The 26,791-nt window shown below is 34.0% G+C and carries 22 protein-coding genes; 11 read left to right on the top strand and 11 right to left on the bottom strand.

The window, feature by feature from the left end:
- The first annotated feature begins 7 nt into the window (after window positions 1-7).
- Entirely contained in the window at window positions 8-913 is a 906-nt protein-coding gene (locus tag C6368_RS15555; protein WP_107040152.1) for a hypothetical protein, read from the top strand.
- A 3-nt stretch (window positions 914-916) separates the two neighbouring features.
- On the opposite strand, the gene C6368_RS15550 is transcribed toward C6368_RS15555, so the two are convergent.
- Window positions 917-1,186, bottom strand: a complete 270-nt coding sequence (locus tag C6368_RS15550) for a TIGR03643 family protein (protein WP_107040151.1) — start codon at window positions 1,184-1,186, stop codon at window positions 917-919.
- Window positions 1,187-1,310: 124 nt separating this feature from the next.
- Between C6368_RS15550 and C6368_RS15545 the strand changes: the two genes are divergently transcribed.
- Window positions 1,311-1,979, top strand: coding sequence for an NAD(P)H-binding protein (locus C6368_RS15545; RefSeq protein ID WP_199851661.1), 669 nt, complete (start codon window positions 1,311-1,313; stop codon window positions 1,977-1,979).
- A gap of 4 nt (window positions 1,980-1,983) precedes the next feature.
- On the opposite strand, the gene C6368_RS15540 is transcribed toward C6368_RS15545, so the two are convergent.
- From C6368_RS15540 to tyrS, 4 genes are all read right to left on the bottom strand, one after another.
- Window positions 1,984-2,724 (bottom strand): hypothetical protein, encoded by a 741-nt coding sequence (locus tag C6368_RS15540; RefSeq protein ID WP_107040149.1) that lies wholly within the window; start codon window positions 2,722-2,724, stop codon window positions 1,984-1,986.
- 2 nt (window positions 2,725-2,726) lie between these two features.
- Complete coding sequence (locus tag C6368_RS15535) at window positions 2,727-3,350, bottom strand: hypothetical protein (RefSeq protein WP_107040148.1); 624 nt, start codon at window positions 3,348-3,350, stop codon at window positions 2,727-2,729.
- Window positions 3,347-5,419, bottom strand: coding sequence for a M48 family metallopeptidase (locus C6368_RS15530; RefSeq protein ID WP_159038636.1), 2,073 nt, complete (start codon window positions 5,417-5,419; stop codon window positions 3,347-3,349). The genes C6368_RS15535 and C6368_RS15530 overlap by 4 nt, the downstream gene beginning before the upstream one ends.
- 252 nt (window positions 5,420-5,671) lie before the next feature.
- Window positions 5,672-6,967 carry a tyrosine--tRNA ligase gene (gene tyrS, locus C6368_RS15525; RefSeq protein ID WP_107040146.1) on the bottom strand — a complete coding sequence of 432 codons (1,296 nt, stop codon included), beginning with the start codon at window positions 6,965-6,967 and terminating at the stop codon, window positions 5,672-5,674.
- Window positions 6,968-7,124: 157 nt separating this feature from the next.
- Here tyrS and msrA point away from each other — a divergent pair, with 157 nt between their 5' ends.
- The gene (msrA, locus tag C6368_RS15520; protein WP_107040145.1) at window positions 7,125-7,619 is read left to right on the top strand and encodes a peptide-methionine (S)-S-oxide reductase MsrA; all 495 of its coding nucleotides are present in this window, start codon (window positions 7,125-7,127) and stop codon (window positions 7,617-7,619) included.
- A 52-nt stretch (window positions 7,620-7,671) separates the two neighbouring features.
- On the opposite strand, the gene recJ is transcribed toward msrA, so the two are convergent.
- A complete protein-coding gene (gene recJ, locus C6368_RS15515) occupies window positions 7,672-9,402 on the bottom strand; it encodes a single-stranded-DNA-specific exonuclease RecJ (protein ID WP_107040144.1) in 1,731 nt (576 codons plus the stop codon).
- A gap of 158 nt (window positions 9,403-9,560) precedes the next feature.
- Window positions 9,561-10,019 carry a ribonuclease HI gene (gene rnhA / locus C6368_RS15510; protein ID WP_107040143.1) on the bottom strand — a complete coding sequence of 153 codons (459 nt, stop codon included), beginning with the start codon at window positions 10,017-10,019 and terminating at the stop codon, window positions 9,561-9,563.
- A 239-nt stretch (window positions 10,020-10,258) separates the two neighbouring features.
- Between rnhA and C6368_RS15505 the strand changes: the two genes are divergently transcribed.
- Genes C6368_RS15505 through C6368_RS15490 form a run of 4 tightly spaced genes read left to right on the top strand, consistent with a single transcriptional unit; the run spans window position 10,259 to window position 16,824 of the window.
- Window positions 10,259-10,867, top strand: coding sequence for a TetR/AcrR family transcriptional regulator (locus tag C6368_RS15505; RefSeq protein WP_107040142.1), 609 nt, complete (start codon window positions 10,259-10,261; stop codon window positions 10,865-10,867).
- Window positions 10,868-10,872: 5 nt separating this feature from the next.
- Complete coding sequence (locus C6368_RS15500) at window positions 10,873-12,198, top strand: TolC family protein (protein WP_107040141.1); 1,326 nt, start codon at window positions 10,873-10,875, stop codon at window positions 12,196-12,198.
- Window positions 12,199-12,212: 14 nt separating this feature from the next.
- On the top strand, window positions 12,213-13,340 hold the full coding sequence (locus tag C6368_RS15495; protein WP_107040140.1) for an efflux RND transporter periplasmic adaptor subunit: 1,128 nt from the start codon (window positions 12,213-12,215) through the stop codon (window positions 13,338-13,340).
- Window positions 13,341-13,344: 4 nt separating this feature from the next.
- The gene (locus tag C6368_RS15490) at window positions 13,345-16,824 is read left to right on the top strand and encodes an efflux RND transporter permease subunit (protein ID WP_107040139.1); all 3,480 of its coding nucleotides are present in this window, start codon (window positions 13,345-13,347) and stop codon (window positions 16,822-16,824) included.
- Window positions 16,825-17,058: 234 nt separating this feature from the next.
- On the opposite strand, the gene C6368_RS15485 is transcribed toward C6368_RS15490, so the two are convergent.
- Window positions 17,059-18,195 carry a glycosyltransferase family 4 protein gene (locus tag C6368_RS15485; RefSeq protein WP_107040138.1) on the bottom strand — a complete coding sequence of 379 codons (1,137 nt, stop codon included), beginning with the start codon at window positions 18,193-18,195 and terminating at the stop codon, window positions 17,059-17,061.
- A gap of 266 nt (window positions 18,196-18,461) precedes the next feature.
- On the opposite strand from C6368_RS15485, the gene C6368_RS15480 reads away from it, so the two are divergent.
- The 3 genes from C6368_RS15480 to C6368_RS15470 all read left to right on the top strand — a co-directional run bounded on the left by C6368_RS15480 (window position 18,462) and on the right by C6368_RS15470 (window position 21,674).
- Entirely contained in the window at window positions 18,462-19,859 is a 1,398-nt protein-coding gene (locus tag C6368_RS15480) for a pyridoxal phosphate-dependent decarboxylase family protein (RefSeq protein ID WP_107040137.1), read from the top strand.
- Between the two features lie 110 nt (window positions 19,860-19,969).
- A complete protein-coding gene (locus C6368_RS15475) occupies window positions 19,970-20,815 on the top strand; it encodes a hypothetical protein (protein ID WP_159038635.1) in 846 nt (281 codons plus the stop codon).
- Complete coding sequence (locus C6368_RS15470) at window positions 20,802-21,674, top strand: outer membrane protein (protein WP_107040135.1); 873 nt, start codon at window positions 20,802-20,804, stop codon at window positions 21,672-21,674. The genes C6368_RS15475 and C6368_RS15470 overlap by 14 nt, the downstream gene beginning before the upstream one ends.
- Window positions 21,675-21,688: 14 nt before the next feature.
- Here the strand turns inward: C6368_RS15470 and C6368_RS15465 are convergent, their stop codons facing one another.
- The gene (locus C6368_RS15465) at window positions 21,689-22,345 is read right to left on the bottom strand and encodes a hypothetical protein (protein WP_107040134.1); all 657 of its coding nucleotides are present in this window, start codon (window positions 22,343-22,345) and stop codon (window positions 21,689-21,691) included.
- A gap of 189 nt (window positions 22,346-22,534) precedes the next feature.
- Window positions 22,535-22,837, bottom strand: a complete 303-nt coding sequence (locus C6368_RS15460; RefSeq protein WP_107040133.1) for an ASCH domain-containing protein — start codon at window positions 22,835-22,837, stop codon at window positions 22,535-22,537.
- Window positions 22,838-22,952: 115 nt separating this feature from the next.
- Between C6368_RS15460 and C6368_RS15455 the strand changes: the two genes are divergently transcribed.
- Window positions 22,953-24,083, top strand: coding sequence for an extracellular catalytic domain type 1 short-chain-length polyhydroxyalkanoate depolymerase (locus C6368_RS15455; protein WP_107040132.1), 1,131 nt, complete (start codon window positions 22,953-22,955; stop codon window positions 24,081-24,083).
- 248 nt (window positions 24,084-24,331) lie between these two features.
- On the opposite strand, the gene C6368_RS15450 is transcribed toward C6368_RS15455, so the two are convergent.
- Window positions 24,332-26,785, bottom strand: coding sequence for a TonB-dependent receptor (locus C6368_RS15450; protein WP_159038634.1), 2,454 nt, complete (start codon window positions 26,783-26,785; stop codon window positions 24,332-24,334).
- Window positions 26,786-26,791 lie beyond the last annotated feature (6 nt).

The following is a 26,791-nucleotide window of genomic DNA, read 5'->3' as shown; positions in this document are numbered from 1 at the left end:
ATCGAGGATGAAAATAACTTTATTGTTTTTCCTATTTCCACTCTTTCTGCTGTCTCAAAAGAAAGTGCCCTTTTCAACTTTAGTTAGTGAACTCAATGAAGATTTAACTCAATATGAAAAGTTGTCTCCGTTTGGTGAAGAATACCTGTCGCTAAAAGATTTTGATTTGTCTAGAAAAGAAAGGAATGAACTGATTTTGGTATCTGATTATGATGAGAATCTTACAAAAAACAAAGATTCAATAGCTCAGTATCAAATGATATTCTATTTGCAAGATCAAATTTTAAGTAAACTAGATAAAGTATTAAAACATCCAGATTTTGAAAAGTATGATATTGATGAATTGATTCATGATGAACTTTCTGTTGTAAAATCAACGGATAATAAATTATTCAACTTTTCATTGGATGAAAAAACTGGTGGAAGTTACCGTTCTCGATTTTCAATTATGCACTACACTGATTTAATTTTAGCCGACTCTATTGAAATTGATCCATATTTAGTTTTTGAAGGCGATGGTTACGATGAAATCTTTATGTTAGAAACCATGGAAGGTGTCAAATACGTGCTAACAGGAAATATTCGTGGATGTTCTTCTTGTTTTCACACCTTTGTTCAATTGATAAACTTCGAAGACAATTTGTTTAATTTAGATTTCGAATATGCCGTAACAAATCGTGATTGGAAGGATGGAGCCTACTATGATCACGAAACGAAAACAATTGAGGTGAGTTACCAAGTTGATGATTTGACTCAGCATTGCGGTTGCGAAGAAGGAAGTGAAGTTTATTTCGAATTTAATCCCAATGAGTCAAATTTGAATGAAATATTTTGCGGGTGTAAATTCATTTTTAACGGAAAAACATTTGAGCTAATTAAGGATGGGTGGGAGAAAATAGATGACCAAAAATAATCACTATCGCTTCGAAATTTTATTATTAGAAATACTGATTTGACGTGAACATTTAAATCTTGTAATTTCATCACTTCTTTTATTGAGATGTTTTTTGCTGATCTTACTATTCACCCGTTTTCTCCAAAGGTTGAACGAACTTCTTTTCAACGTTTTTCTCATTAATTCAACAACATTTGCTTCAGTTTTGCCAAATTGAAATTCAATTGCTTCAAAAGGAGTTCTGTCTTCCCAAGCCATCTCGATAATTCTATCCGTTTCTCTTTCTGTCATATAGCTTTAAAACAACAATTATTTAAAATGGTTCTTAAAATTATGGAGTTTTGACATTTGGAAATATTTTGATGTTAGATTTTGTCTATATTTACTATTCGGCATAAACTCAAATTACAACATCATGGAAACAACAGCAACTATACTTGGAGCAACAGGGTTAATTGGAGGACATATTCTGGAGCGATTAAAGAATGAAGCCACTTTTGATGAAATTAGAATTATTTCTAGAAGGTCATTAGAAATTGACCATCCTAAGGTTAAAGTTGTTGTAATTGACTTCGAGGATGAAGCGCAATTCAAGGCGGCTATTGATGGAAGTACTGTTGTTTTTTGTGCTATAGGAACCACTCAAAAAAAGGTTAAAGGGGACAAGAAATTATATAGGAAAATAGATTTCGATATTCCTGTTAATGCGGCTCAACACTGTGTAAAATTTGGCTGTAAACAATTTTTAATCGTTTCGTCATTAGGAGCGGATAGTAAAAAACGAGGTTTTTATTTGAAATTGAAAGGAGAAGTAGAAGATGCCTTGAAGGAGAAAGTTCATTCACCTGTTGGTTTGGATTCCTTATCTATTTTCAGGCCATCACTATTATTAGGGGATCGTTCAGACAATAGATTTGCTGAAGGAATCATGCAGTTGTTTGGTAAAGTGCTGAAATTCCTAATACCTAAAAATGCAAAACCAATTGAAGGTAGAACTGTTGCCAAAGCGATGGTTGAAGTTGCGAAATTAAATAAAAAGGGTGTAGAAGTGTATCATTATCAGGAAATGCAAGACGTGGTTTAACACGCTACAAGGTCCACCCTATATTTAGCCTTAAGTACGTACTTTGATTAAAATAGCCCGCTGAAAATGAAACATTACGAAGTCTATTTTTTTCTGTTAATCGGTAATGATCGAATTGAATCATAGGAAGCAACCATGTTGATTTCCTAAATTCTTCACTTTCCGGGTTGATTAAATATTTATTTGGAGTAAATCTGATTTCACCTCCTGAAATTGGAGTTTTAATATAGTTAACTCCAGCAGATAATGCCCAGCCGTATTCATTGATATTAAAGTATGTTGAGCCCAATCCCCTTCCCATGAAAACCATTGCGGAAGAACTGATGTGGTGGTTTCCCCCTTCTTTAAATTGATTATCTAAAGTGTTGTAAACCGATAAATTAAAATGAAAAGAAGCTTTTAAACCAAAGGAAGTTTTGTCAGTCTCATAGAGATTTACACGTGGCTCGATTCCTACACCAATAATGTTTATTAGAAAATTTCTATCTGTATATTCAACAGTTTTGTATTCGAAATTAGTGAAATGGTGTGGCTGTCCGTCGAAAATAATATCCATTTCTTTTGGTTTGAAAACTTCTGTAGGTATGTTCAGCTTTAAATCAAGAAAGAAATTCTTTTTCAGCCAAGAATAATTTTTAGATTCTGGTTCTTTGTAAGAATTCATTTTATCATCCACTAATTCTAAATCTTGGGATATTCCATTGAAGAAAATTAATGTGAAAAGAGTTATAAATATTACTTTCATTTTTAAAATATTATTCCAAGGTTAAAGAATGGTCTTCCCATGTGACGCATTGGTTGGTTATTATTATCATTTACAATCAATCCCCATTGAATACCGTAACCTAATAAAAAATGATCTTTCAAAATGAAATTACGTCCAAAAATAACTGAGGCTACGATCATTTTACCTTTTCCTCGTTCATCGTAGTAATACAGGTTTTCAAAGCAGTTTACGCAATTTGGGACTTCGACTTCTTCTTGCTGCAATGTTTCTCCGTTTTGGGTTCCATACTCAAATTTTAGCCCAATATATCTACCCGCTGGAGAATAGCTGCCTTTATTCTTTCTGTGGTAATTAAATGCTATTCCAATCGTTTTGTCATTTACATGCATGTATTTGTAATGATAATCATTGAAAAACTCTTTGTTTGCGCTAGTGGCACTCAATCCAATTGAAAAATGCTGAAAAGGAGAGTAAGTAAAGTTAATTGTTTGAGGTGCTAAAAGCTTTGTAGAGAAGTAATTAAGAACTACATATGAAGGCTGGTAAGAGAAAGAAAACTTCTTTCCTTGATAGCCCTGATAGCTTTGAGCATTTACACCGATGGTAATAAAAACAAGAATTATAAATAAAATTAGTTTTCTCATTTGGCAATATTTAAGTCGTTTATAATGTCTTGAAAAGTTAAGTAAACCTGAGCGGTTGTTTGAGGTTGCTGAGAGGTTCTGGTGTCCCAAAGAGCTAATTCACCATCAACCAATCTAAACATAATAGTTAGTTTGTAGGTTCTGTATTTCCCTATTTCAGAATTCATCACGAGCTGGGGGAAGTACTGATAAACAAACAAAACTGGATAAAATCTTTTCATGATACTTAATAAGCCGATTGTTTTAATATCAACTTGTAGGTTCGCCATTACGAATTCAATTCCATCTTCCTTGATTAATTTGTTTATTTCATCTTGATACATTGAAGTGTAGTCCTGTGCATCAAAATAAAATCGCTCTTGTAGCCATTTGTTTAATAAATTAAATTTATTGTACTCATCTCCAGAATATTCTTGAGGATTTGGGATTAAAGAAATAATTTTATCTGGATAATTTTCTGCTAGTTGCGAAATAGCCTCGGTTCCTCTAATTAATTGTTTTTCACTTTTTTCAACGTTTACATTGAATTTTTGCAATCCGACTTGAAGGTTTGTTGTGTTGTAATTAGACATTGCAATTTTTCCTTCGAAGGAACCTGAGAATTGTGCATTTGAAGTATAGTTTTTCGTATTGATCATCTCTGTAAATGGACTGATTAAAAAGTCATAATCTGTAAGATTCAAACTTTTACTTTCTTCAGATTTACGATCACTTTCTTTCGTTGATAACTCTTGAATATATCCTTTGTATTTGGCTAAAGTTGCACTGTTGTTTTCAACAGACATGCTATCCAATATTTTTACGCCCCATTCAGCCAGTAGTTCTTCATTTTGATCTTCATAAAAAGTAGAAAGAAGTTCATCAGGATAAGATGAAATGTTGGATGTATTTAGTTTGATAGAATTCTTTTTGTCCACGATTAGTCCATAAATTGCATAGGCAATACTGTTTATCGCATCTTCTTTTACTATCTCATTAGTTGAATTTTTTAAATAATAACTAGCGTAATTATATGTTGAAATGAAATCAAAATCTGATTTGTAAATTTCTAGCATTTCTAATTTTGAATACAGACTTAAAGAATTGAAAAATTCCTTTGAAATCAAAAATTGACTTCCTTTAGTATTGTTGTTGTTAAATTTTTCAATCGTCACTGAAATGGTATCAATTCTAAGGTCTATGTCAGGATGGCTACTTAATTGAGAGGTTTTAGCATCATCCGAGGAGCTTTTTAACTCGTTCAAATTTTCTTTAATTGTTTCTTTACAATAAATTAATAAATCAGCATCTATGAATAAAGAGCTTTCATCAAATGAATCATCATATACTTTTTGATTAGAAGTCTTAAGCATGTTTAAAGCTTGAATAGCTTCTGCTTTAGAGTAATTTGTTTTTAGATATAAGTGCAGTCCGTTGATATCGGCTTCATATTCTGCATCAAGACCCATTTGGTGTTCAAATAATTTCAAGTAATCATTATTAATTGAAATATCGGCTTTGTCCAGATTGTCTATTTCATCCTTAATTGTTCGCTGCTTGGAAATAATGTGGTCATTAATGACATGCATAATTTCATGTGAAATGATAAATGCCAATTGAGCTTCACTTTTAATCTTTGCCAAAAGTCCTACATTAATAAAAATATCTTTGTTTACAGTAGCAAAGGCGTTAACAGAATTGTCGTGGGTGATAAATATTTGAATGTCATTATTTACCGAAGGATAATCTTGAAGTAATAAGCTTTTTATTTGATTTAAATATTCAGTGGCTTCAGAATTGAAATTCACAGCACCACTTTTTTTAAGTGAATGGTTGAATAGTGACCCTTGTTTTAAAACATCTCCTATTAAATAACCTTCCTTTCTGTGGAGTTTACCATAGTTTTCATAGTAAAGGTCGTTTTTTAACTCCTCTGAAGACTTAAAATGATTAGATATATCAATGTTTTTGGTTTCATTAAAAATATTTTCTTGAGCATTTAGAAATATACCAGATAAAACAAAAAGTAAAGTAAGAATTACATTAAATGTAGACTCAGGCCTGTTGGTTAAAGTAAGAGTGTTTTTCACGCCCAAGTAATAAGTTTGTTGTTTTTTATTGCAGTCGACAAAAGTAATTTAATATACATATTTAACAAATTTTATATGAAATACCCACAAAAAAAGGAGCTCAATTTCTTGAACTCCTTTGATTATTTATCAAATTTAGTTTTGTAATAATGTGTTTAATAGCAAGACGCGATTAATTTTGAAATCCAAGGAGTTGACATTTGTCAATGACTGCTTTCAAAAATAATTGCAACGCCGATAGTGGACATATTATTACGAAACTATTATTAAGTAGTTTGTTTTCTTACCCTTACCTAAAAGAATAAATTGATCACTAATCAAGTGGTCTTCTGTTAGGATTAAATCTTCTTTAACTTTAGTTTTGTTCACGCTAATTGCATTTCCTTTTAACTCTCTTCTTGCTGCTCCGTTAGACTCTAAGAATCCAGTTTTTGCTGAAAGTGCGTCGATAATTCCAACACCTTCTTTTAATTCAGCTCTAGTTAAAGTGGCTTGCGTAATTCCTTCAAAAACTGCAAGGAAATCTTTGGCAGATAGTGATCTTAAATCCTCTTCTGTTGATTTTCCAAACAAAATATTTGAAGCTGTAATTGCCGTTTTTAGTGCTTCTTCTGAATGAACCATTATTGTGACTTCTTCAGCCAATTTCTTTTGTAATTGACGTTGGTGAGGAGCTTCCTGATGTGAGGCAACTAATTCTTCAATTTCTACTTTCGATAAAAAAGTGAAAATCTTAATGAATTTTTCTGCGTCTTCATCCGAAGTATTCAACCAGTATTGGTAGAATTGGTAAGGAGATGTACGTTCCGCATCTAACCAGATATTTCCACCTTCCGTTTTCCCAAATTTCGTTCCGTCTGCCTTTGTAATTAAAGGACATGTCACTGCGAATGCTTTTCCACTTTCTACACGACGAACCAATTCTGTTCCTGTGGTGATATTTCCCCATTGGTCAGAACCTCCCATTTGAATGGAAACTTCGTTGTTTTTATATAAATGTAGAAAATCATTTCCTTGAACTAATTGGTAAGAAAATTCCGTGAAAGACATTCCTTCCGCATTTTCACCCGTTAATCTTTTCTTTACAGAATCTTTGGCCATCATGTAATTTACCGTAATGTGTTTTCCAACATCGCGAATAAATTCTAGGAATGAAAAGTTTTTCATCCAGTCATAATTATTCACTAAAACAGCAGCGTTTTCATCTGTCGTATCGAAAGCTAAAAATCTACTTAATTGTGTTTTAATAGCGTCTTGATTGTGCTGCAGTTCTTGTTCATTCAGTAAATTACGCTCTTGTGATTTTCCAGAAGGGTCACCAATCATTCCTGTAGCTCCACCAAGTAAAGCATAAGGCTTGTGCCCAGCACGTTGAAAATGACGTAACATCATAACACTTACAAGGTGTCCAATATGTAAAGAGTCTGCAGTAGGATCTATTCCCACATAAGCAGAACGCATTTTTTCTAATAAATGTTCTTCCACACCGGGCATGCTATCGTGAATCATGCCTCTCCAAGTCAATTCTTCTATGAAGTTTTTCGCCATTTTTTCTAATTTTCTTCAAAAATACTATTGATATCTTATATTCTGATGATTTTGGTGGTTATTTTAGGGTGAAATATGAGTAGATTGGACTTTTTAACCAAAGTTCGAACAAGAGCATTACATTAATTGTTACTATCATTGGAAAAATAAAAATACAATGAGCAATACAAAAAAGGTATATATAGCAGGTGGTTGTTTTTGGGGAATGGAAGATTTGTTTAGAAACAGAAAAGGAATCATTGATACGGAGGTTGGATATATTGGTGGTGAAAATAAAAATCCATCATATAAATATCATCCTGGACATGCAGAAGGAATTGAAATCACTTACGATGAAAGTCAAACTTCATTTAAGGGAATCCTAGATTATTTTTTCCGAATTCATAATCCAACTACGATAAATAGACAAGGAAATGATAAAGGAACAAGTTATCGTTCGGCTATTTTCTATCAAGATGAAGATGAGAAAAGAACAGCGGAAGAGGTAATTGAAATAGTAAATGCATCCAATAAATGGGATGGAGAAGTGGCAACTTCTTTAGAAGCATTTTCCCCATTTTGGCCAGCAGAACCAGAACATCAAGATTATCTTCAAAAGTATCCAAATGGATATACTTGTCATTTTGAGAGGTTTGAGGAGAGTTTTATTTAATCAGTATTGAGTGTAGAGTGCTTCCAATTTTCCCTAAAGATATTCGCCCGCATCATCGATGCGCTCGAATATCTTTCACCATTAACTGCGGAGTCGTTCTTCCTCTATATTGATTCACTTCCAAAGTAAAAACCATATCAAAAGGACCGTTTTGAACAATTTCTAATGCTTCTGGAGCTTTAAAATAAATCGCTGGAATATGTTTTTGAAAATCTGGCTGATAAACATTCATTTTTAAATGAACATCTTTCAATAATTTTGCATCATGCGCATAAACGTTTTTCGCCAAGAAAAGTGGTTTCATGTTTTGTGGGCCATGTGGCTCAAATTGATTTAAAACACGCATTAATCTTGGGACTTCAAGCACCGATTCTCCCATGTTGAATAAGCTGTCAAAAGCCAATTCTTTTTCAATAATTTGTTCTGGAATTAAAGATTCACTTCCAATTATTTTTCGAACCTCATCATCAAAACATTTAACGAAATCATTGAGTTGTTCATTTTTTAAGGTCATTCCAGCAGCAAAATAATGGCCTCCAAAACGATCTAAATATTTACTGCAATTTTCAAGGACATCATAAACATTCACGCCTTTTATGCTTCGTGAAGAACCTGTCCACGTTTCTCCGTCTTCAGATTGCGTTAAAACAATTGTAGGACGATAATAATTTTCAATTAATCGAGAAGCTACAATTCCAATTACTCCTTTGTGCCATGTTTCGTGGTAAACTACAGTCGTACATTTTTGATTGAATCCAGGGTCATTTTCAACGATTGATAAAGCATGTTCGGTAATTTCTTTATCTAAACCTCTTCTTTCTTCATTGAAATCATGAATGGTTTGAGCGATATTTCTTAATTCTTTTTCGTCTTTTGAGGTCAAAAGAACCACCGCTTTTTTTGCATCGTCTATTCTACCTGCTGCATTAATCCTTGGAGCAATTGTAAACACAACATCAGTTAAAGTTAGCGGTTTTTCTTTCTTCGCTAAATTCAACATAATATCAATTCCAGGTCGGGTATTTTCATTCAATTGCTTTAATCCATATTGTGCCAATAGTCGATTTTCTCCAGTAACAGGAACAATATCTGCCGCAATACTTATGGCCAATAAATCTAAATTTTCAAACAGGATACTTTCATCCCAATTATTCGTAGTTGCAAGAGCTTGCATTAATTTAAAACCAACTCCAGCACCAGATAATTCTTTATACGGATAATTACAATCTTCTCTTTTCGGATCCAAAACAATACAATCCGGCAATTCTTTTCCGGGTGTATGGTGATCACAAATAATCATGTCGATTCCCAAAGAATTAGCTAGATCAACCTTTTCATTGGCTTTTATTCCACAATCTAAGGTGATTATTAAAGAAAAGTCATTCTCTTTTGCACTTCTGATACCTTTTTCACTTACTCCATAACCTTCAGAATAACGATCTGGAATATAATAGGCAATTGTATCGGTAAGTTGAGAAAGATATCCATAAACTATCGAAATCGCTGTTGTTCCATCGACATCATAATCTCCGTATATCAATATCTTCTGACCTTCTTCCAAAGCAATGTTTACGCGTTCTACCGCGCGTTCCATATCTTTCATCAAAAAAGGATCATGTAATTCTTTAAGTGTTCCACGGAAAAAAGATTTAGCCTGATCAAATTCTGTAATTCCTCGTTGGACTAACATATATGCCACAACTTCGGAAACATTCATTTCGTTTTTCAAGTTTTCTACCTGAAGCGCATCTGGAGCGTCTTTAATAAGCCATTTCGTATTCATTATCTTCTGATTTTTTGGGTGGTCTTATTTAAGTTAGTGAAATAATTGAATTAATTAAAGAATAAAATGAAAAATGGTACTCGCTGCCTTCGACAGGCTCAATCAACAAGAATCATTTTCCGTTGACTGAGCGTAGTCGAAGGCAGCTATAAAATTTATTATTTAACACTCTCCTCATACCCTTTATCCACCAGCAAATTCTTCCCATCCGCAGCATTTACAGCCAAGACATCACATCTTTCATTTTCCACATGACCTGCATGTCCTTTTACCCAAATAAATTTTGGCTTATAAATAGCATGTAATTTCAAATAGCGTTTCCATAAGTCAACATTCTTTTTTCCTTTAAATCCTTTTTTCTGCCAATTGAAAACCCAACCCTTTTCGACAGAATCGACAACATATTTGGAATCTGAGTAAATAACAACATCATGTTTGTCGGTTTTAATCGCTTCTAAAGCAACAATTACCGCCATAAGTTCCATTCTGTTATTCGTAGTTAAGCGGAAACCCTGAGACAATTCTTTCTCAAATCCCATAAATTTGAGAATTGCACCGTAACCTCCATTTCCTGGGTTTCCTTTTGCCGAACCGTCTGAATAAATTAGAATTGCCATAAAAACAAAGCTAAGTTTTTGACTACAATATTAATAGGGTTTCCTAAATTTTATTTTTTTTGGTGATTTTTCTTGTTGCTGTCAAGAGGTTGAGTAGTTATTTAAATGGCTGTTTATAAGGATGAATGAGTGTGATGTGTATTGAATTTCTGCCAATAGAGAAAAAACATGTGAAATCATGGAAACTTTTCGAGTGTAAATAGTTTCCATCGTTTTTATTTTACTACTTTTGCGCTCCAATGGATAAAAAGTATAAAGAAATAATTGAGAAATCAGCATTGATTTTTTTGCGTCACGGAATTAAATCAGTGACAATGGATGACTTGGCCAGAGAAATGTCAATGTCAAAAAAAACGATTTACAATCATTTTAAGGATAAAGACGAACTGGTGAAACAAATCGTAAGCACTTTAATAGATCAGAATCAAGTGGCATGCGAAGCGAGTAGGCTAAGGTCTGAAAATGCAATTGAAGCGTTGATGAGTATTAGTGAATTTTCTACAAAATTATTTACTGAAATTCATACTTCTGTATTTTTTGATTTACAAAAGTATTACCCCGAGGCATGGGAAATCGTCAGAGAACATAGGTTGAAATTCGTAATTAATCAAATTAAGGATAACATTATTAGAGGTCAAAAAGAAGGTATTTATTTATCTGAATTGGATCCAAAAATTATGGCAGGAATTCATTTGTCTACTGTGAGTATGCTAACAGAAGGTAAAATATTTGATGTTGAACCGAATCAATTTGGGGCGTTATTAGAGCAAATTATTCTATTTCAATTAAGAGGAATAGTGAATGATAAAGGAAGAGAGTTAATGGTTAAAAACATGAAAAATAAATAAAAATAATGAATAGGTTAAACAAACTAATAATTGTTCTGGTTTTGTTGGTGACTCAATCAACATTTGCACAACAATTTTCACTTTTTGAGGCACAATCTTATGCCTTAGAAAATGCAGAACAAATCAAGCGATCTGAACTAGATTTAGAATCTGCTAAAAAGCAAGTGATTGAAACGCGAGCAATGGGATTGCCACAAATTAATGGGGAAGTGAATTTCCAACAATTGATCAATATTCCAACGCAAGTTTTAGATGGAGCTTTAATGGGGCAACCTGGAGAAGATATCGAAGTAAGTTTTGGTCAAGAATTTTCAGCCAATGCAGGAGCATCGGTGAATCAATTGATTTTTAATGGTTCTTATATTATTGCTTTACAAGTTTCTAATTTCTACACTGAATTTGTAGCTTCAAGTATTAAAAAATCAGAACAAGATGTTCTATCAAATGTAACACAAGCTTATCAAATGGCTTTGGTGAGTGCAAGAAATAAAGCATTCGTTGATACTTTAGTTGGCTTGACAGAAGAGTTAATCAGAAAGCAAAGAGAGTTGTTTGATGTTGGTTTCATTACTCAAGAAGAAGTTGACCAAACAGAATTTTCATTATTGTCGGCACAAGCGAACTTAGTTGCTGCAAATACAACTTATGAGAACGCATTGATAATGTTGAAAATGACGATGTCTTATCCTATTGATGATGAAATTACATTAACTGAAGATTTAGATAATTTGTTATTGGATAAGCAGGTTGATTTGTCGGGTTCTTATGAGAATAATCTAGAATTAGATATCCTTAGAAAGCAAGTTGTGATTTCTGAGTATGATTTAAAGAATGTAAAAATGGGGAATTATCCACAACTTTCAGCATTTTTTAATCATCAATTTGATGCTTATAGATCTGAATTTGATTTTTTTAGAACTGGAGGAAAATGGTTTGATCAAACAGTTTGGGGATTGAAGTTGTCTATTCCAATTTTTGCAGGTGGAGAAAGATGGGCGAAGATTCAAAAAGCAAAAATCACTGTATTACAAGATGAATTAACTGTTCAAGAGTTTCAGCGTTCTCTTTCTGGTCAAGAAATACAATTGAAGAATGAGTTAAAGAGTGCAAGAACAAATCTTGAATTGCAAAAGAAAAATGTTGAATTAGCTCGTAAAATTCATAATAACTCAATGATTATGGCTGAAATTGGTAAGGAAAACAGCATTATCGTAACACAGAAATATAATCAATTAGTGCAAGCACAAACTAATTATGTGAATGCCATGGTTGAAGTCTTCAATAAAAAATTGGAGTTGGATAAATTATACAATCAATTAATTAGAAATTAACAGTAACAGAACCGATGAAAAAATATTTTAAATCACTGGTAGTATTAGGAGTAATATCAACAGTAGTTGCTTGTAGCCCAAGCACTAAATTGGATAAGTTAAAGGAAAAAAGAGCAGAACTTAAAGTTGAAGTGGCTGAATTAGACGCGCAAATTAAGGAATTGGATACGGTCAAGGTTGTTATGCTTCCATACGTAGAGAGTGAAAGTGCTGACTTTGGTCAATTTAAGCACAGGATCACTGTTCAAGGTGATATCGAAACAGACCGCCAAGCAATGATTGTTGCAGAGTCTAACGGATTAATCAAGTCAATTAACGTTAAGGAAGGTCAATCGGTTTCGAAAGGGCAGATTTTAGCTAGAATTGATACCGAAATCTTATCGAGTAACATTAAAGAGTTAGAAACACAATTGGAATTTGCTGAATACAACTTGGAGAAACAACAACAATTGTTTGATCGAGGTGTAGGTACAGAATTTGAATTAAAACAAGCGAAGAATCAAAAAGCTTCTTTAAGTTCTCAATTGAATACAATTAAAACACAATCTTCTAAATCTGTTGTAAGAGCACCTTATGCTGGGGTTGTTGATGAAATTGTAACACATGAAGGAGAAATGGCAAGTGCACAATCTCCAATTTTAAGATTGGTGAACAACAAAGACATGTATGTGTCTGGAAACATTTCTGAACACTACTACAGAACAATTAAGGAAGGAACAAAAGTAGAGGTATTTGTACCAACTTTACAAGATACGTTTAATCTGGAAGTTTCTTCAATTGGTAACTATATCAACCCAACAAATAGAACTTTCAAAGTGAAGTCAGACATCAAAGGGGAGACTAAATTGTTGCCAAATATGCTTGCAGAAATGCACATCACAGATTTGGTTGTAGACAGTACATTGATTGTACCATCTGTTTCTTTGTTAAAAACACAACAAAATGAGGATTACCTATTCATTTTGGAGAAATCTGGAGAAAACTTCATCGCCAAGCAAGTGATGGTGAATATTGTGAGTCAATACAAAGGTAAAGCTGCAATAACTGTTTCAAAAGAAGCAGTTAAGTCTGGTGACCGTGTGGTTTCTGCCGGAGCGCGTGGAATTACAGATGGCGATATTGTTCGAATAGAGAAAAGATAAGATAATGGAAGAGAAAAAAACAACAAAACTTTTTGGAATATCGAATTGGTCGGTAAATAACTCCAAAACGGTTTTCTTAATTATCGCCATCCTATTTATAGGTGGAATGCTGTCTTATCAGTCGATGCCAAAAGAAAACTTCCCAGAGTTACAAATCCCTGAAATTTATATCGGGATAGCAAAACCAGGTTCATCCCCAGAGTATATGTCTGAGAAAATTGCAGAAGCAATTGAGAAAAAAGTAAAGACAATTAAAAAGGTAGATGAGATTACTTCAGATTCACAACATGGTTACGCAACTATTCGTGTGGCTTTTGAATTTGGTATTGATGTCAACGACGGATTAAACAAGGTGAAAGATGCGGTTGATCAAGCGAGAGCTGAAACAGATTTCCCTGAACTCCCTGTTGAACCAAATATCTTTGAGATTAATCCTAGTGATTTTCCAATCCTGAATATTAACCTAAGTGGTGAAAGTCAAGGCGTTTTGAAAGAAATAGCTGAAGACTTAAAAGACATGGTGGAAGACCTTTCTGAAATCAATGAAGTGAACATTCGAGGAATTCAAGAAGAGGAAATGCGTATTGATGTTGACCGTTTAAAAGCGGAAGCAGTTCAAGTTTCTTTAACAGATATCGAAAATGCAGTTTCTGCTGAACACGCAACAATTTCTGGTGGTGAAATTCTAATGAATGGAATGCGTAAAACCGTGATGATTGATGGTGAATTCCAAAATGCTTCGGAATTAGGTGAAGTTATCGTAAAACAACAGGATTACATGCCTGTAAAGTTGAAAGACATTGCTGATGTTTATTTCGGAAATGGAGATACAACTTCTTTTGCTAGAGAGTTTGGTGCACCTGTAGTTATGCTTGATGTGATTAAGCAAGGTGGTGAGAACTTGCTGGATGCCGCTGATAAAATTGAAGCATTAATCCAACAAGCAAGAGATGAAAATATTATTCCTAAAGGAGTTAGTGTTTCATTGACAAATGATCAATCAGATCAAACAAGAGACATGGTTTCTAACCTTGAAAACTCAATTATTTTTGGGGTAATCTTGGTAACACTTGTATTATTGTTCTTCCTTGGAGGACGTAACGCAATGTTCGTAGGTGTAGCGATTCCACTTTCAATGTTGATGTCATTTATGATTCTTCAAACAATGGGTGTTACACTAAACACAATGGTACTTTTTGCTTTGGTATTGGCACTTGGAATGTTGGTAGATAACGGAATTGTAGTTGTTGAGAACATCTACCGTTTTATGGATGAAGAAAAATTCCCACCTTTCAAAGCAGCAATTCACGGGGTGAGTGAAGTAGCTTGGCCTATTATTGCATCAACGGCAACTACTTTGGCAGCCTTCGTTCCGTTGGCAATTTGGCCGGGTATTTTTGGGGAGTTCATGAAATACCTTCCAATTACATTGATTATCGTTTTAGGTTCTTCTTTATTTGTTGCGTTGGTGATTAATCCAGTGTTAACAGCGCTTTATATGACTGTGGAACAAGCAAAACCTAAAAAGGGGAAATCTTTAACGTATGGAGCAATCTTCATAGGATTAGGATTCTTAATTGTTATGGTAGGTGCTACATTATTTGGGAATATCTTATTGCTTATTGGGGCATTAAACTTATTGAATACTTTTGTTTTCTACCCAGGAACAATCGCATTCCAAGAAAGGTTATTGCCTGTTCTTGAGCGTTGGTATAAGAATTTCTTGACTTTTGCTTTGAAAGGATCAAGACCAGTTTGGTTTATTGTCGGGACTTTTGTAATGCTGATTTTATCTGTAGTTGTCTTCGCAATTAAACAACCAAAAGTTGAATTCTTCCCTTCAAATCAAGCGAAGTTTGTTAACGTTTTTATCACGCATCCAATTGGAACGGATATTATGGAAACGAATAAATCTGCTTTGATCATCGAAGAGAAAATTAATGAGATTCTAGCACCTTATACAAAAGGTGCTGACAGAAGTAATGTACAGGATGCTGACCTTGTTCAGTCAATTATTGCTCAAGTTGGAAAAGGAACGAGTGAGCAAGGAATGGACATGGGGAATACGCCACACAAGGCAAGAATCACAATTGATTTTACTGAATTCCAATACAGAGATTCGATTAACACAACTGGTTTTGTCTTGACAAAACTGCAAGATGAATTGAAAGGTGTGTTACCAGCTGACGTGCAAATTTCTGTGAAGAAAAACACAATGGGACCACCTCAAGAGGCGCCAATTAACATTGAGTTGATAAACACAAAGAAAAATGCCAGTTACAAAGACCTTATTATTGTAGCAACGGATGTGAAAAATCACCTCGACCGCTTAGGGGTTCAAGGTGTGGATGAATTGAAATTGAACGTTGAGGCAACAAGACCTGAGATTCCAATTGAAGTAGACCGTGACCAAGTGAGAAAATTGAGTTCTTCAACTTCACAAGTAGGTATGGCAATTCGTAAAGCCTTATTGGGTCAAGATATTGCAACATTTACGAAGGATGAAGAAAACTACGATATGGTCGTGCGTTTTAAAGAAGACTCTCGTTATGATTTAGACGCTTTGTTAGATCAAAAACTGATGTTTAGAAATAACACTGGACAATTATTGAATATTCCAATTCGAAGTGTAATCAAAGATCCAGAAGAGAATATTTCTTTTACGGGTGTTTCGCGTGAAGACCAAACTTCAAAAGTGATTATTTCATCTGAGGTGACAGAAGGATTTAATGGGAATGAAGTTGTAGCAGTCCTGAAAGAAAAGATGATGGATTATGCAAATGACGACAATCTTCCGAAAGATGTAGCCTACAGCTTTACAGGTGCTCAAGATGAGCAAGCTGAGGAAATGGCGTTTTTAACAAATGCGTTAATGATTGCCGTATTCCTTATTCTATTGATTATCGTTGCGCAGTTTAACTCATTCTCTACGCCAGCAATTATCCTTTTCTCAGTAGTACTTTCATTTATTGGAGTATTCTTAGGATTGGCATTGAGTGGGCAAACATTCGTTATTATGATGACGATGATTGGTATTATTTCTCTTGCGGGTGTTGTGGTAAATAACTCCATTGTATTGATTGATTATACCAATTTAATACGTAGAGAAAACCGTGAGAAAGCAAGTCTTGAAGAAACGGAACTTGAACCAGACGATGAAGTAGTGGAGGCTACAATTCGAGGTGGAGAAGTACGTTTACGTCCAGTATTGTTAACGGCAATTACAACTGTACTTGGTTTACTTCCTTTAGCGATTGGTTTAAATATCGATTTCGTTGGATTGTTAACTGAATACAAGCCAAACATCTTTATTGGTGGAGACAACAACATGTTCTTCTCTCCAATGGCTTGGACAATTATTTACGGATTAACATTCGCAACATTCTTGACTTTGGTTATCGTACCAGCGATGTATTTAACGTTGTACAGATTCAAAGTTTGGATTTACAAAAAACTGAATTGGACGTTGAAAACAAACGTGTAGTTCTTTAGTTAAAAGTTATACTAGGAAAAGCGGTACTTCTAAATGAAGTATCGCTTTTTTTGTTAAGATTATTTTTAGAATGCTACCGCGAAAAGGTGGTTGAGCTTGTAGAAATCCAATTCGTGATCGTCCTAAAAAAATATTTTTCTCCATCACCGCAGGTGAAAACTCTGCTTACCTCCTAAACCTTTGCTTCCTTTGCGGAAAAAAAACAATAAACTTCTCCAATTGCCGCTACCGCAAGTTTTCAACTTGTGATGGCAAAATCTTCTCAATAGCCTTCCACAAATCCCTAGCCGTAAAATCCCACGAGAACTCTGTCGCTCTTTCCAATCCTTTTTCAATTAAATCTTCTCGTAATTCTTGATTATCTAGCAACGAATACAATTGATTTTGAATTGATTCTACAGAATACGGATTACAATACAAAACTGCATCACCACCAATTTCAGGGAGAGAAGTTTTATTTCCAGCTAAAACTGGAACACCAGATTGCATTGCTTCAACTAGCGGAATTCCAAAACCTTCAAAATAACTCACAAAAGCCATGCATGTCGCACTTCCTACAATATCCGCCAATAATTCTAAAGATACATGACCTGTAAATCGAATATAAGATTTCATTTCTTCCTCTACTTCAATCGTTTGACTATCCCACATTGGTTCGCCTACAATTAATAATTGATGAGGTATTTTATGTTCAGATTTCAAGTTTTTAAAAGCCGCGATCAAACGTTGAACATTCTTTCTTTTGTGAATTGCACCAACAAAAACGACGAAAGGTTTTCCACCGGTATATCGATCTCTGATGGCTTGTTTTTCAAATTGATCTATGACTTTGAAAACAGGAGAAACTCCATTATGCGTTACATCAATTTTCTCTTCGGGAATTCCATAAGTTTTAACAATATCAGCCTTCGAGAAATGAGAAACTGTACACAAATGTTTGGCTTTTTTTGCAAACAATGGAAAACGTTTTTTGAAGAATTTTAAGACATTTTTTGGAACGTCTTGCGGATTATGTTCAAAATTCAAGTCGTGCATTACCGTAAGTTGCGGCACATCCGTTTTTAAGGATAAATAGCCATCGGTAGAAACAAAAGCATCGCATTTATATTTTTTCAATGCTTTCGGAATAGCATAGTCAAACCAAATGATTTGAAGAATTGGATGTCTAGCAGGTGGATTTACTACAACAGGAGTTATGTTATCCGAAAAGATAAATTTCTTGTCAAATGGACGATCAAAAAAGAAAATAAATTCATGGTCTGGATGGTTTTGAGTTATTCTCAACATGGTCTCATAAGTATACCATCCAAAACCTTCCATTTTGTTTTTCAATAAAAATCTTGTGTTAACGCCAATTCTCATAAATCAAAGATATTAATATTCTTCGAATACAGTATGCAGTATAGAGTTTAGAGTGTCGAGCGGAAAGTGAAAAAGATCGAGCGATTGGTAATTCGCCCTCGTGCTTTCATTCAATAACGCATATTTTTGTTCTTTCCATTCAACTAAAAAACGTACTTTTGCCAATTCATATAAAAAAACCATAAACAAAGGTTTGATTTTTGTGTTAGGTCACTTGATGAAACAATTATATTTATTGAGTTTCCGACAAAACAGTTTACAATATTATGGAAAAAGCATTAGCAGTTTTTCAATCAATAGCAGCAGAATTATTAGCAGACGAAAAAGTTAACCCTGTTGTAGATTATATTCCTGCAGATCAATTGTTTGATAAACTTGATCTTTCACTTGTCGATCAACCGATTGATGATGAAACACATCTTAAGAAATTGAAGGAATTGGTGATGGCAACACCAAGAACTGCAACAAACGCTTTCTTTAATCAATTGTATGGTGGAAGAAATGAAAAAGCAGTGCTTGGAGAATTGTTGGCGGTGCTGATGAATAATAGCATGTACACCTTTAAAGCGGCTGGAGCACAAGTGGGTGTTGAAAAAGCCGTTCTGCGTAAAGTTTGCGAAATCATTGGTTGGGATGAAAAGTCTGACGGTACATTTGCAACAGGAGGTTCTATGACGAATTTCATGTCTATGCTTATGGCTAGAGATGCCTACAATGGTAAAGTTCGCTTTGATGGAGTTCAGCAAAAAATGACTGTTTATACTTCAATAGAATCTCATTACAGTATTCCAAAAAATGCTTCTTTTTCAGGAATTGGAAGAAATAACGTACGCTATATTCCTGTGAATAAAGTTGGCGAAATGAACCCTGTTGAATTAGATAAAGCAATCGCAAAAGATCTTGCTGATGGTTTTCATCCTGTGATGGTGAACTCAACAGCTGGAACAACGGTTCTGGGTGCTTTTGATAATGTTGAAGAAATTAGCGTCGTATGTAAAAAACACAATGTTTGGATGCATGTGGATGGAGCATACTGTGGTTCTGTAATTTTTAGTAAAAAATACAAGCATCACTTAAAAGGACTCGAAAACGTTGATTCTTTTAGTTTCAATGCACATAAAATGATAGGAACGCCATTAACGTGTTCGATTATTGTTGTAAAAGACAAACAAAACCTACGAAATTCATTTGCGAATGACGCAGAATATCTTTATCAAACGGATGAAGACGATTTCAATCCAGGAAAAACTTCTTTGCAATGTGGAAGAAGAAACGATGCGTTAAAATTCTGGACATTCTGGAAAAGTGTGGGTACGCAAGGATTAGAAAAAATGGTTGATCACCAATTTTCTTTAGCCGATACAGCACGAGAGTACGTAAGAAATCATCCAGATTATGAACTGTTCAGCTTCGATGATTCAATTGCTGTTTGCTTCAAATACAAGAATATCCCATCTCAAGAATTGTGTACAAAGCTTTACGAAAAAGCCGAATTAATGGTGAGTTTTGGTTCATTCCAAGAAGATGAATTTGTAAGATTTGTAACGATCAACGCTCAAAATAGCCATGATGATATTTTACTTTTCTTCAAAAGATTAGAAGAGTTTGTCGCTGAATATTATGGTGAATTGAAAGAAAGCGACTTTGTTTGGGAGGAGTGTTAATATAATTACGAAAATTGCGGAGACTAAAGTCTCAATCGAAAGGTTTAAGATCTGAAGTTAATCAAGAATTTCATTAATTCTTGCGAAGTGTATTATGTTTAAAATAAAATATGAAAAATCTACTTGTAATTTTACATTTAACGATGTTTTTTTCCTTTTCAGTGTTTTCTCAAACGTATGACAAAATTGAGCTCACAAAAAAAGAGGAAAGAAAAATAAAACGGTATATACATCCTCAATCGAAATATATTTCAGTTTCAGCTGGTTTTGGTTTTACTTCCACTCATATTAAAGACCCTAACAATTTTCTTTCAGAAGGTTTGATTATGCATAATAACACCTATTTCCCAAATGTGATGTATGAGCATGGTATTAGAGATGGTTTCTTTGCTGAAGCGGGATATAGTTATATTGGTCAAGGAATCTCATTGAAAAGAGATTATAGTGAAAATATTAGCTGGGGTTATTATCGAAAGCATTATTCAAATCATGATATTCAATTAGGGATTGGCTATAGGTTGGCGAATTCAAATAATTTCAACTTCTTCAACCTTCATGCGGGAATGTTTTTTGGTGTTTCTAATATGAAATCGAATGATGTCAAAAATTTCAAAGAAGGTACAGCAACAATTAGCGTTTCTGAGAATGTGGAAAATACAGCAAATTTGAACTATCAATTGGTTGAAACGACAAATTCATTTTCTAGGCTTTCAGTTGGTCCTTATTTGGGGCTGTCAAAGGACATTCGACTTTCTAGTAAAGTTAGAATATTTGTGAAATATGTTCATCGTTTTGGACTAAATGCTAATATCGATAATTCAATAAAGATCGTCTCTGATAATATGACATTCGATGATAAAGTATCTGTTAAAGTTCGTGGTGGTGGAGCATTCATTTCAGGAGGGCTAAAAATTTCTATATTTTCAAATAAATTACCTAGTTATGAGATTCAATAGCATTTTAGCGTCAATTATTATTCTTTCTTTTAGTGTTCTTCAAAACCTTCACGCACAAAATAATAATGCCACTTTAGACCAAAGTATTTCGCAATCTAGGAGTTCGAAAATTCAAGAAAGAGCAAATCGTAGATTGGTTAATCCAAATACGCATATAGTTACTGTGTCTCTCTTAAATAGTCGTCATCCCATTATTCTTATTGAACCAAGCTTTTCTCTACCACAAATGAACAGCACTCCAATTAATTTAGATCGAGGTAATCTTGTTAACGGTTGGAATGTTGGTTATCAATATAACTTACCTCAGAATTTTTTTGCAGAAGGTGATTTTAGTTGGACATGGCATGGTACAACATTAAAACCTAATCGATATGGAATTAAGGAAGGAGGAATAATAAGTATTTATAATAATTCTTTCATTACTTACTCACTTAATATAGGTGGGGGATATCGATTTGTCGGTAAAAACAACTTACGGTTTTTCGATGTACATGCAGGCTTCGTTTTGGGAATGACTGATAATAAGGTGAGTACAGGCGGTGGATATGGACTTAGTGCTGCATATTTAGATTATAATGATAATGTAGGAATTACGACCCTTGGTTTCAATTATCGCATTAGTTCTCGAACATATTACGGATTTTACCTTGGAATCTCTAAAGACATTAGAATTACAGAAAATCTACACCTTAGAGGGCGTTATCAATATCAATTTGGCAAAAGTAGTTCGATCACAGAGCATACAATTTCTTATAGCCTTCCAACCCTTGGTCTAACCGAAGTGGTTAGAGCAGAAATGACAGCAAAAGCGCAGATATTTTCTATAGGACTAAGCTGGTATTTTGATAAGAATAATTAGAGATTTTCTAATTTTTAATTTGAAGCCTCAACTTTCTCAGATTCACTTTTCATATAATTATAAAAGTAACTATTTATGATTAGATCTTTATTGTTAAAAAGATAAAGTACATTTTGATTGTCACCGTTGAATTCTGGAATTTTATTTAGTCTTCTAAACCTTCTGTTTTGAGGCCCTTTAACGAATGTAGTGTAGTCCATTAATACCACATAATCGTATTTTTCAAAGTTAATATTCAATTTAGTTGAATCAATATACTCTAAATATGGAGTGATTTCGGCGAGCTTATTTTCTTCAGACCATTTAACGGAATCCAGTTTAGAACCATACTTTGAAAAAGCATAATATTTGAAGGTAGTAGTTTCACAAATATTTAAAGAATCGTAAATAGGGAGTTGCCCTTTAAAATTGTAAATATAAGCCTCAGTATTAAAGACTTCAAGGTCTCCAGTTTGCTCTATGTAGTCAGAAGAAGAATAAACTATTTTATAATTTGTTATGTCCTTTTTACGTAAATCTTTAACTATCTTATTATGGCTTTCAAGTCGAGTGTTATATTCAGTTGGTTCTTTAATGTTTAAAGTGAATTTATTAAGCATAACCTTTGAAACTACTTGACATCCTTGAAGTCCTGACAAAGTAATAAGTAAAATGAATAGTGAAATTTTCATAAAGCAGTGTTTATTTTTAAAGAGAATTTGATCAAATTTATATAATTATATTTAAACATTCATAATTTAAATATTCATAATTTAAACATTCGTAACTCTACTTTCTTATATTTCTTATATTTAGGCAGTTAAAGTCCGACTATTTTAAAACCCCTATCGTGTTAACCATTTACAAGTAAACATTTAACATTAACAACTAAATTTAACCACAGTCACTTCATCTTCCAACCCAATATCTGGATAGAAACGTTGCATTTTCTCCCACATATCTTGGTGATCTTTGAAACCATCATTCTCCAAATCCTCAGTATTCACATCCTCTAATTTAGCATAGTAAAAACTAACAACTTCAACTATTTTTTGTCGGTCCTCATCAGAACTTTCAAACATCAATTTACCCAATTCTATTTTTCTTCGACCTTTCCGAATAGTCGTTATTTTACCTTGGTTCAAGGCATCAAAAATATCCTCATGTAAGATTAATTTCTGCATTTTTCTATTCTCAATTTAGTTACTACTTTGATATGATCACTTATCTCGTGTAGATAAAATCGCAGTGCTGTTTTTCAATTTCTTTTCCCTAAATTTACTTCTAAACAATTGTATTATGAAGAATCTCACCTTATTTTTTGTCTTTTTCTTAGGCTTGCAATCATATTCTCAAACAGGAACTCAGTCAACTTCGACTTTGCAACATGATGGTAAAACTAGGGAATACATTCTTTACGTTCCACAATCATACGATGGACAATCAGAACTTCCCTTGGTAATTAACCTTCATGGTCATGGTTCGTCTATGCTAGAACAACTTTTCTACGGTGAATTTCGTAATATTGCTGATACTGCAAATTTCATCATGGTTGTTCCCAATGGCTTGTTTGATTCGGGAAATGAAAGACATTGGAATTTTTACTTACCCAATGGAGAGGACGATATTGGTTTCTTATCGTTACTAATCGATGAAGTATCTAGTCAGTATTCAATTGATCAGAACCGGATCTATTCAACAGGAATGAGTAACGGTGGATTCATGAGCTATTATTTAGCATGTAATTTATCAGATAAAATCACTGCAATTGCATCTGTAACTGGAACGATCATTGTTACTCAGTTGGGAAATTGCAACCCTAATAAACCTGTCCCAACAATGTTGATTCATGGAACTAATGACCCAGTGGTTCCATATAACGGGAATATTGGATTTGCGTCAGTTAATCAGGTGCTGGACGAATGGGTGAGTATTTTAAACTGTTCTAATTCACCAACTGTTACACAATTACCAGATATTGACCCAACAGATGGGTGTGCCGCAGAGCACTATCTTTACGAAGGAGGAACAAATGGAGCTACTGTTGAACATTATAAAATAATAAACGGAGGTCATACTTGGCCAGGTGCTTTTATAGATATTGGGGTAACCAACCATGATATTGACGCCAGTACCGAAATTTGGAGGTTTTTTAGTCAATATAATTCTTCGGACTTACTATCAATTGATGAGCAACCCCAAGGGGATAGTGGATTGATTATTTATCCAAACCCTTCCAAAGGGACAATTCAAATTGAAACACACCAAAAAGTAGATAAGATTGATATACTATCTGCCCATGGAAAAACAATTGCAACCTTTACCAATATTCAAAAATCATTCGAAATTTCGAATTTGAATAATGGTGTTTATTTCGTGAAAATTGAGACTGAAGGAAAAGTTGTAACCAGAAAAGTAATTGTACAGTAGTTTTAAATGCTTTAATTCGGGTGTTGTTTTTAAGACCTTTCCTAAGATGTAAAACTGTTGAGCGAAGTACTTCATTTCAAGGTTAGGAATAATATGGAGGTTTATCGAGAAGCAGGGCTGATTTACATTGAATCCCCGTCATTCTCGATACAAATCCCTTCATTTCTTTACGCCACTCACTACCGCGAGTTTTAGCAGCTACCGCGAGTTTTCAACTCGTGGTAAGCTAGCTAATAACTATCTTTTATCTATCGCGAGTTTCCTCGTGATCCTTTACTAAAACTAAAATCTACTTTATAATAGAAAATCGGCAAGAATCCCAACTGATACCTTTCAGCAATTGGTTCTTGTGTTGGATCAATCAAATTTGGAGCATAGCTCAACGCTAAAATATTCTCTGTATTTAGAATATTCACTAAGTCCAATCCAATTTCGTGCGTTAGTTTTTCTGTGTTTAAAACATAAGTTACCTTGAAATCTAAACGGAAATAATCTTGAAATTGTCTTGTGTTAAATAGAGAATCTTTAAAAACCAATTCGCTGTTGATTTCTGTTTGTGCAATATCAACATATCCATATCTTCTTCCTCCAGCCGCAGTAATTTTAAACCCTGCAGAAATTTTACTTTTATCATTGATTTTAATTTCTTTACCTGCTAGGAAATTCAATGCATAGTTTCCATTGAAATCTGTATCTCTTTCAATTCCATCACTTCCTTTGTATTTAGATTCAAAAAGTGATCCTGTAGCCAAGAAAAAGAACGATTTATTGAAAAACTTTTGAACTGTTACTTCAACTCCATAATTTGTTCCGGTTCCTTCGTTTACTAATTCATCTGGGAAAAATCTTTGGAATCCAGATCCTTGATTAATCAAACTAAAGGACGAAGCATACATGTCGACTGGAATATTGTATAAATATTGATAATAAACCTCAGATTTAAGACTTAAGTTCCCTTTAAAGTTTTTCTGATAACCAATTGCACTGTGAAAACTTCTTGTGAAATCCATGTCTTCATTCAACCTACGTAAATCTCCCTGAGCATCAGATTGCTGGTAAGTATATTGATAGGTTGGCTGCATTTGTGAGTGCATTCCTGCTCCTGCACTCAATTGATGACCGTTGTTTAAACGCCATTGCCAACCTAATCTCGGTTCTGCATAACTCCAACTGTCACTCAATGAAAAATATTGACTGTGTAAACCTGCTGTGAAGTCCATTTTTTCATTCACCTTCAATTTGTACTGAACAAACGGCTGTACTAACATGCTGAAACCTTTGTAGTCGTGTCGCGTTTCGAAAAAGCTTTTTGTAACATCTAATGCAGAATCAATATTTTCCATATAATATCCATCCACATTTAGTCCAGCGCGAATTAGGTTTCTATTATTGATTTTATGATTTATACTTGCGTATAATGCAGTTTTATAGGTCTTAAATTTATAGCTAAACAATTCAAAAATAGAATCTGTTCTGATTTCATAAGTCGGTTCACTCCCCGAATTAAGCGTGTCAAGACTTCTAATTAAAAAATCGTGACGCGATTGTTGTTGATCATAAGATTGGGCAATTGTCGCTTTAAAGAAAGTGTTTCTTGATATAGGTTTCTTATAACTGACACCAACAACTCCCATGGCAGTTCCAAAATATTGATCTCTGTCTCCTTCCCCAAAAGCTTCTTCAGAAACTTCTTTCTGATCAGAAATTACAATGTCAATGTCGGAGGCTCCTCCAATTCCAAAAACACCAAGGTGACCACCTTTTTTAAGGGGGAAGGATAATTTGAAAGCACCATCTCCATAAACAGGAACCGCATCTGTTCCAATTCTAATATTCATTGATTGGAAAATACTTAGCGTGCTGTAACGGCCCATTACCAAATAACTAGATCGTTTGTCGCGGTTGATAGGGCCTTCTGCTAAGGCTTCTGTTCCTAAAAAACCAAACTGACCAGTAAATTCATGTTTGTCTGTATTTCCATTTCTTAATTTTAAATCAAACACCGCTGAAATTGAGTTTCCATAATCAGCTGGAAATGCTGACATGAAAAAGTCTGAATTTGCTAATATTTTATTGTTCAAAATGGCCACTGGTCCACCTGTAGATCCAGATGTAGCAAAGTGATTTGGATTTGGTAAATCAATCCCTTCAACTTTCCAAAGTACTCCAATTGGGGAATTTCCTCTCACTACAATGTCATTTCTTGAATCATCTGCTCCTTGAACTCCAGCAAAGTTACTAGACATTCTTGCGGGATCACCTCTTGAACCAGCATACCTTTCAGTTTCTTCAACACTAAATTGACGAGCAGAAATTGTTGCCATCTCATTGTTGAGTTGATCGATTTTTTTACCGACAATATTTATCTCTTCTGTTGTAAGAATATCTTCATTTAATTGAACATTAATAATGCTCTCTCTTCCAGAATTTACAGTTACTGTTGTGTAGGAGTTCAAATATGAATTATAACTCGTGATTAATTGATATTTTCCAATCGGTACATCCTGGAAGTTATATAACCCATCCATATCTGTCATGTTCTTAATAATGACACTTGAATCTGAAGAAACCAAGGTTAATCTTGCTCCAATTAAAGGATATTGCGATTCAGAATCTACAACACTTCCTTTAACCGTTTGCGATATTTGTCCAATCAATGGCAGTGATACCAAACTGATCATGATGAGTAAATATTTTATCATATACTG

This window comes from Brumimicrobium mesophilum, assembly GCF_003025005.1.
GTDB lineage: Bacteria > Bacteroidota > Bacteroidia > Flavobacteriales_D > Crocinitomicaceae > Brumimicrobium > Brumimicrobium mesophilum.
This window is presented reverse-complemented; position numbering and strand designations above follow the sequence as displayed.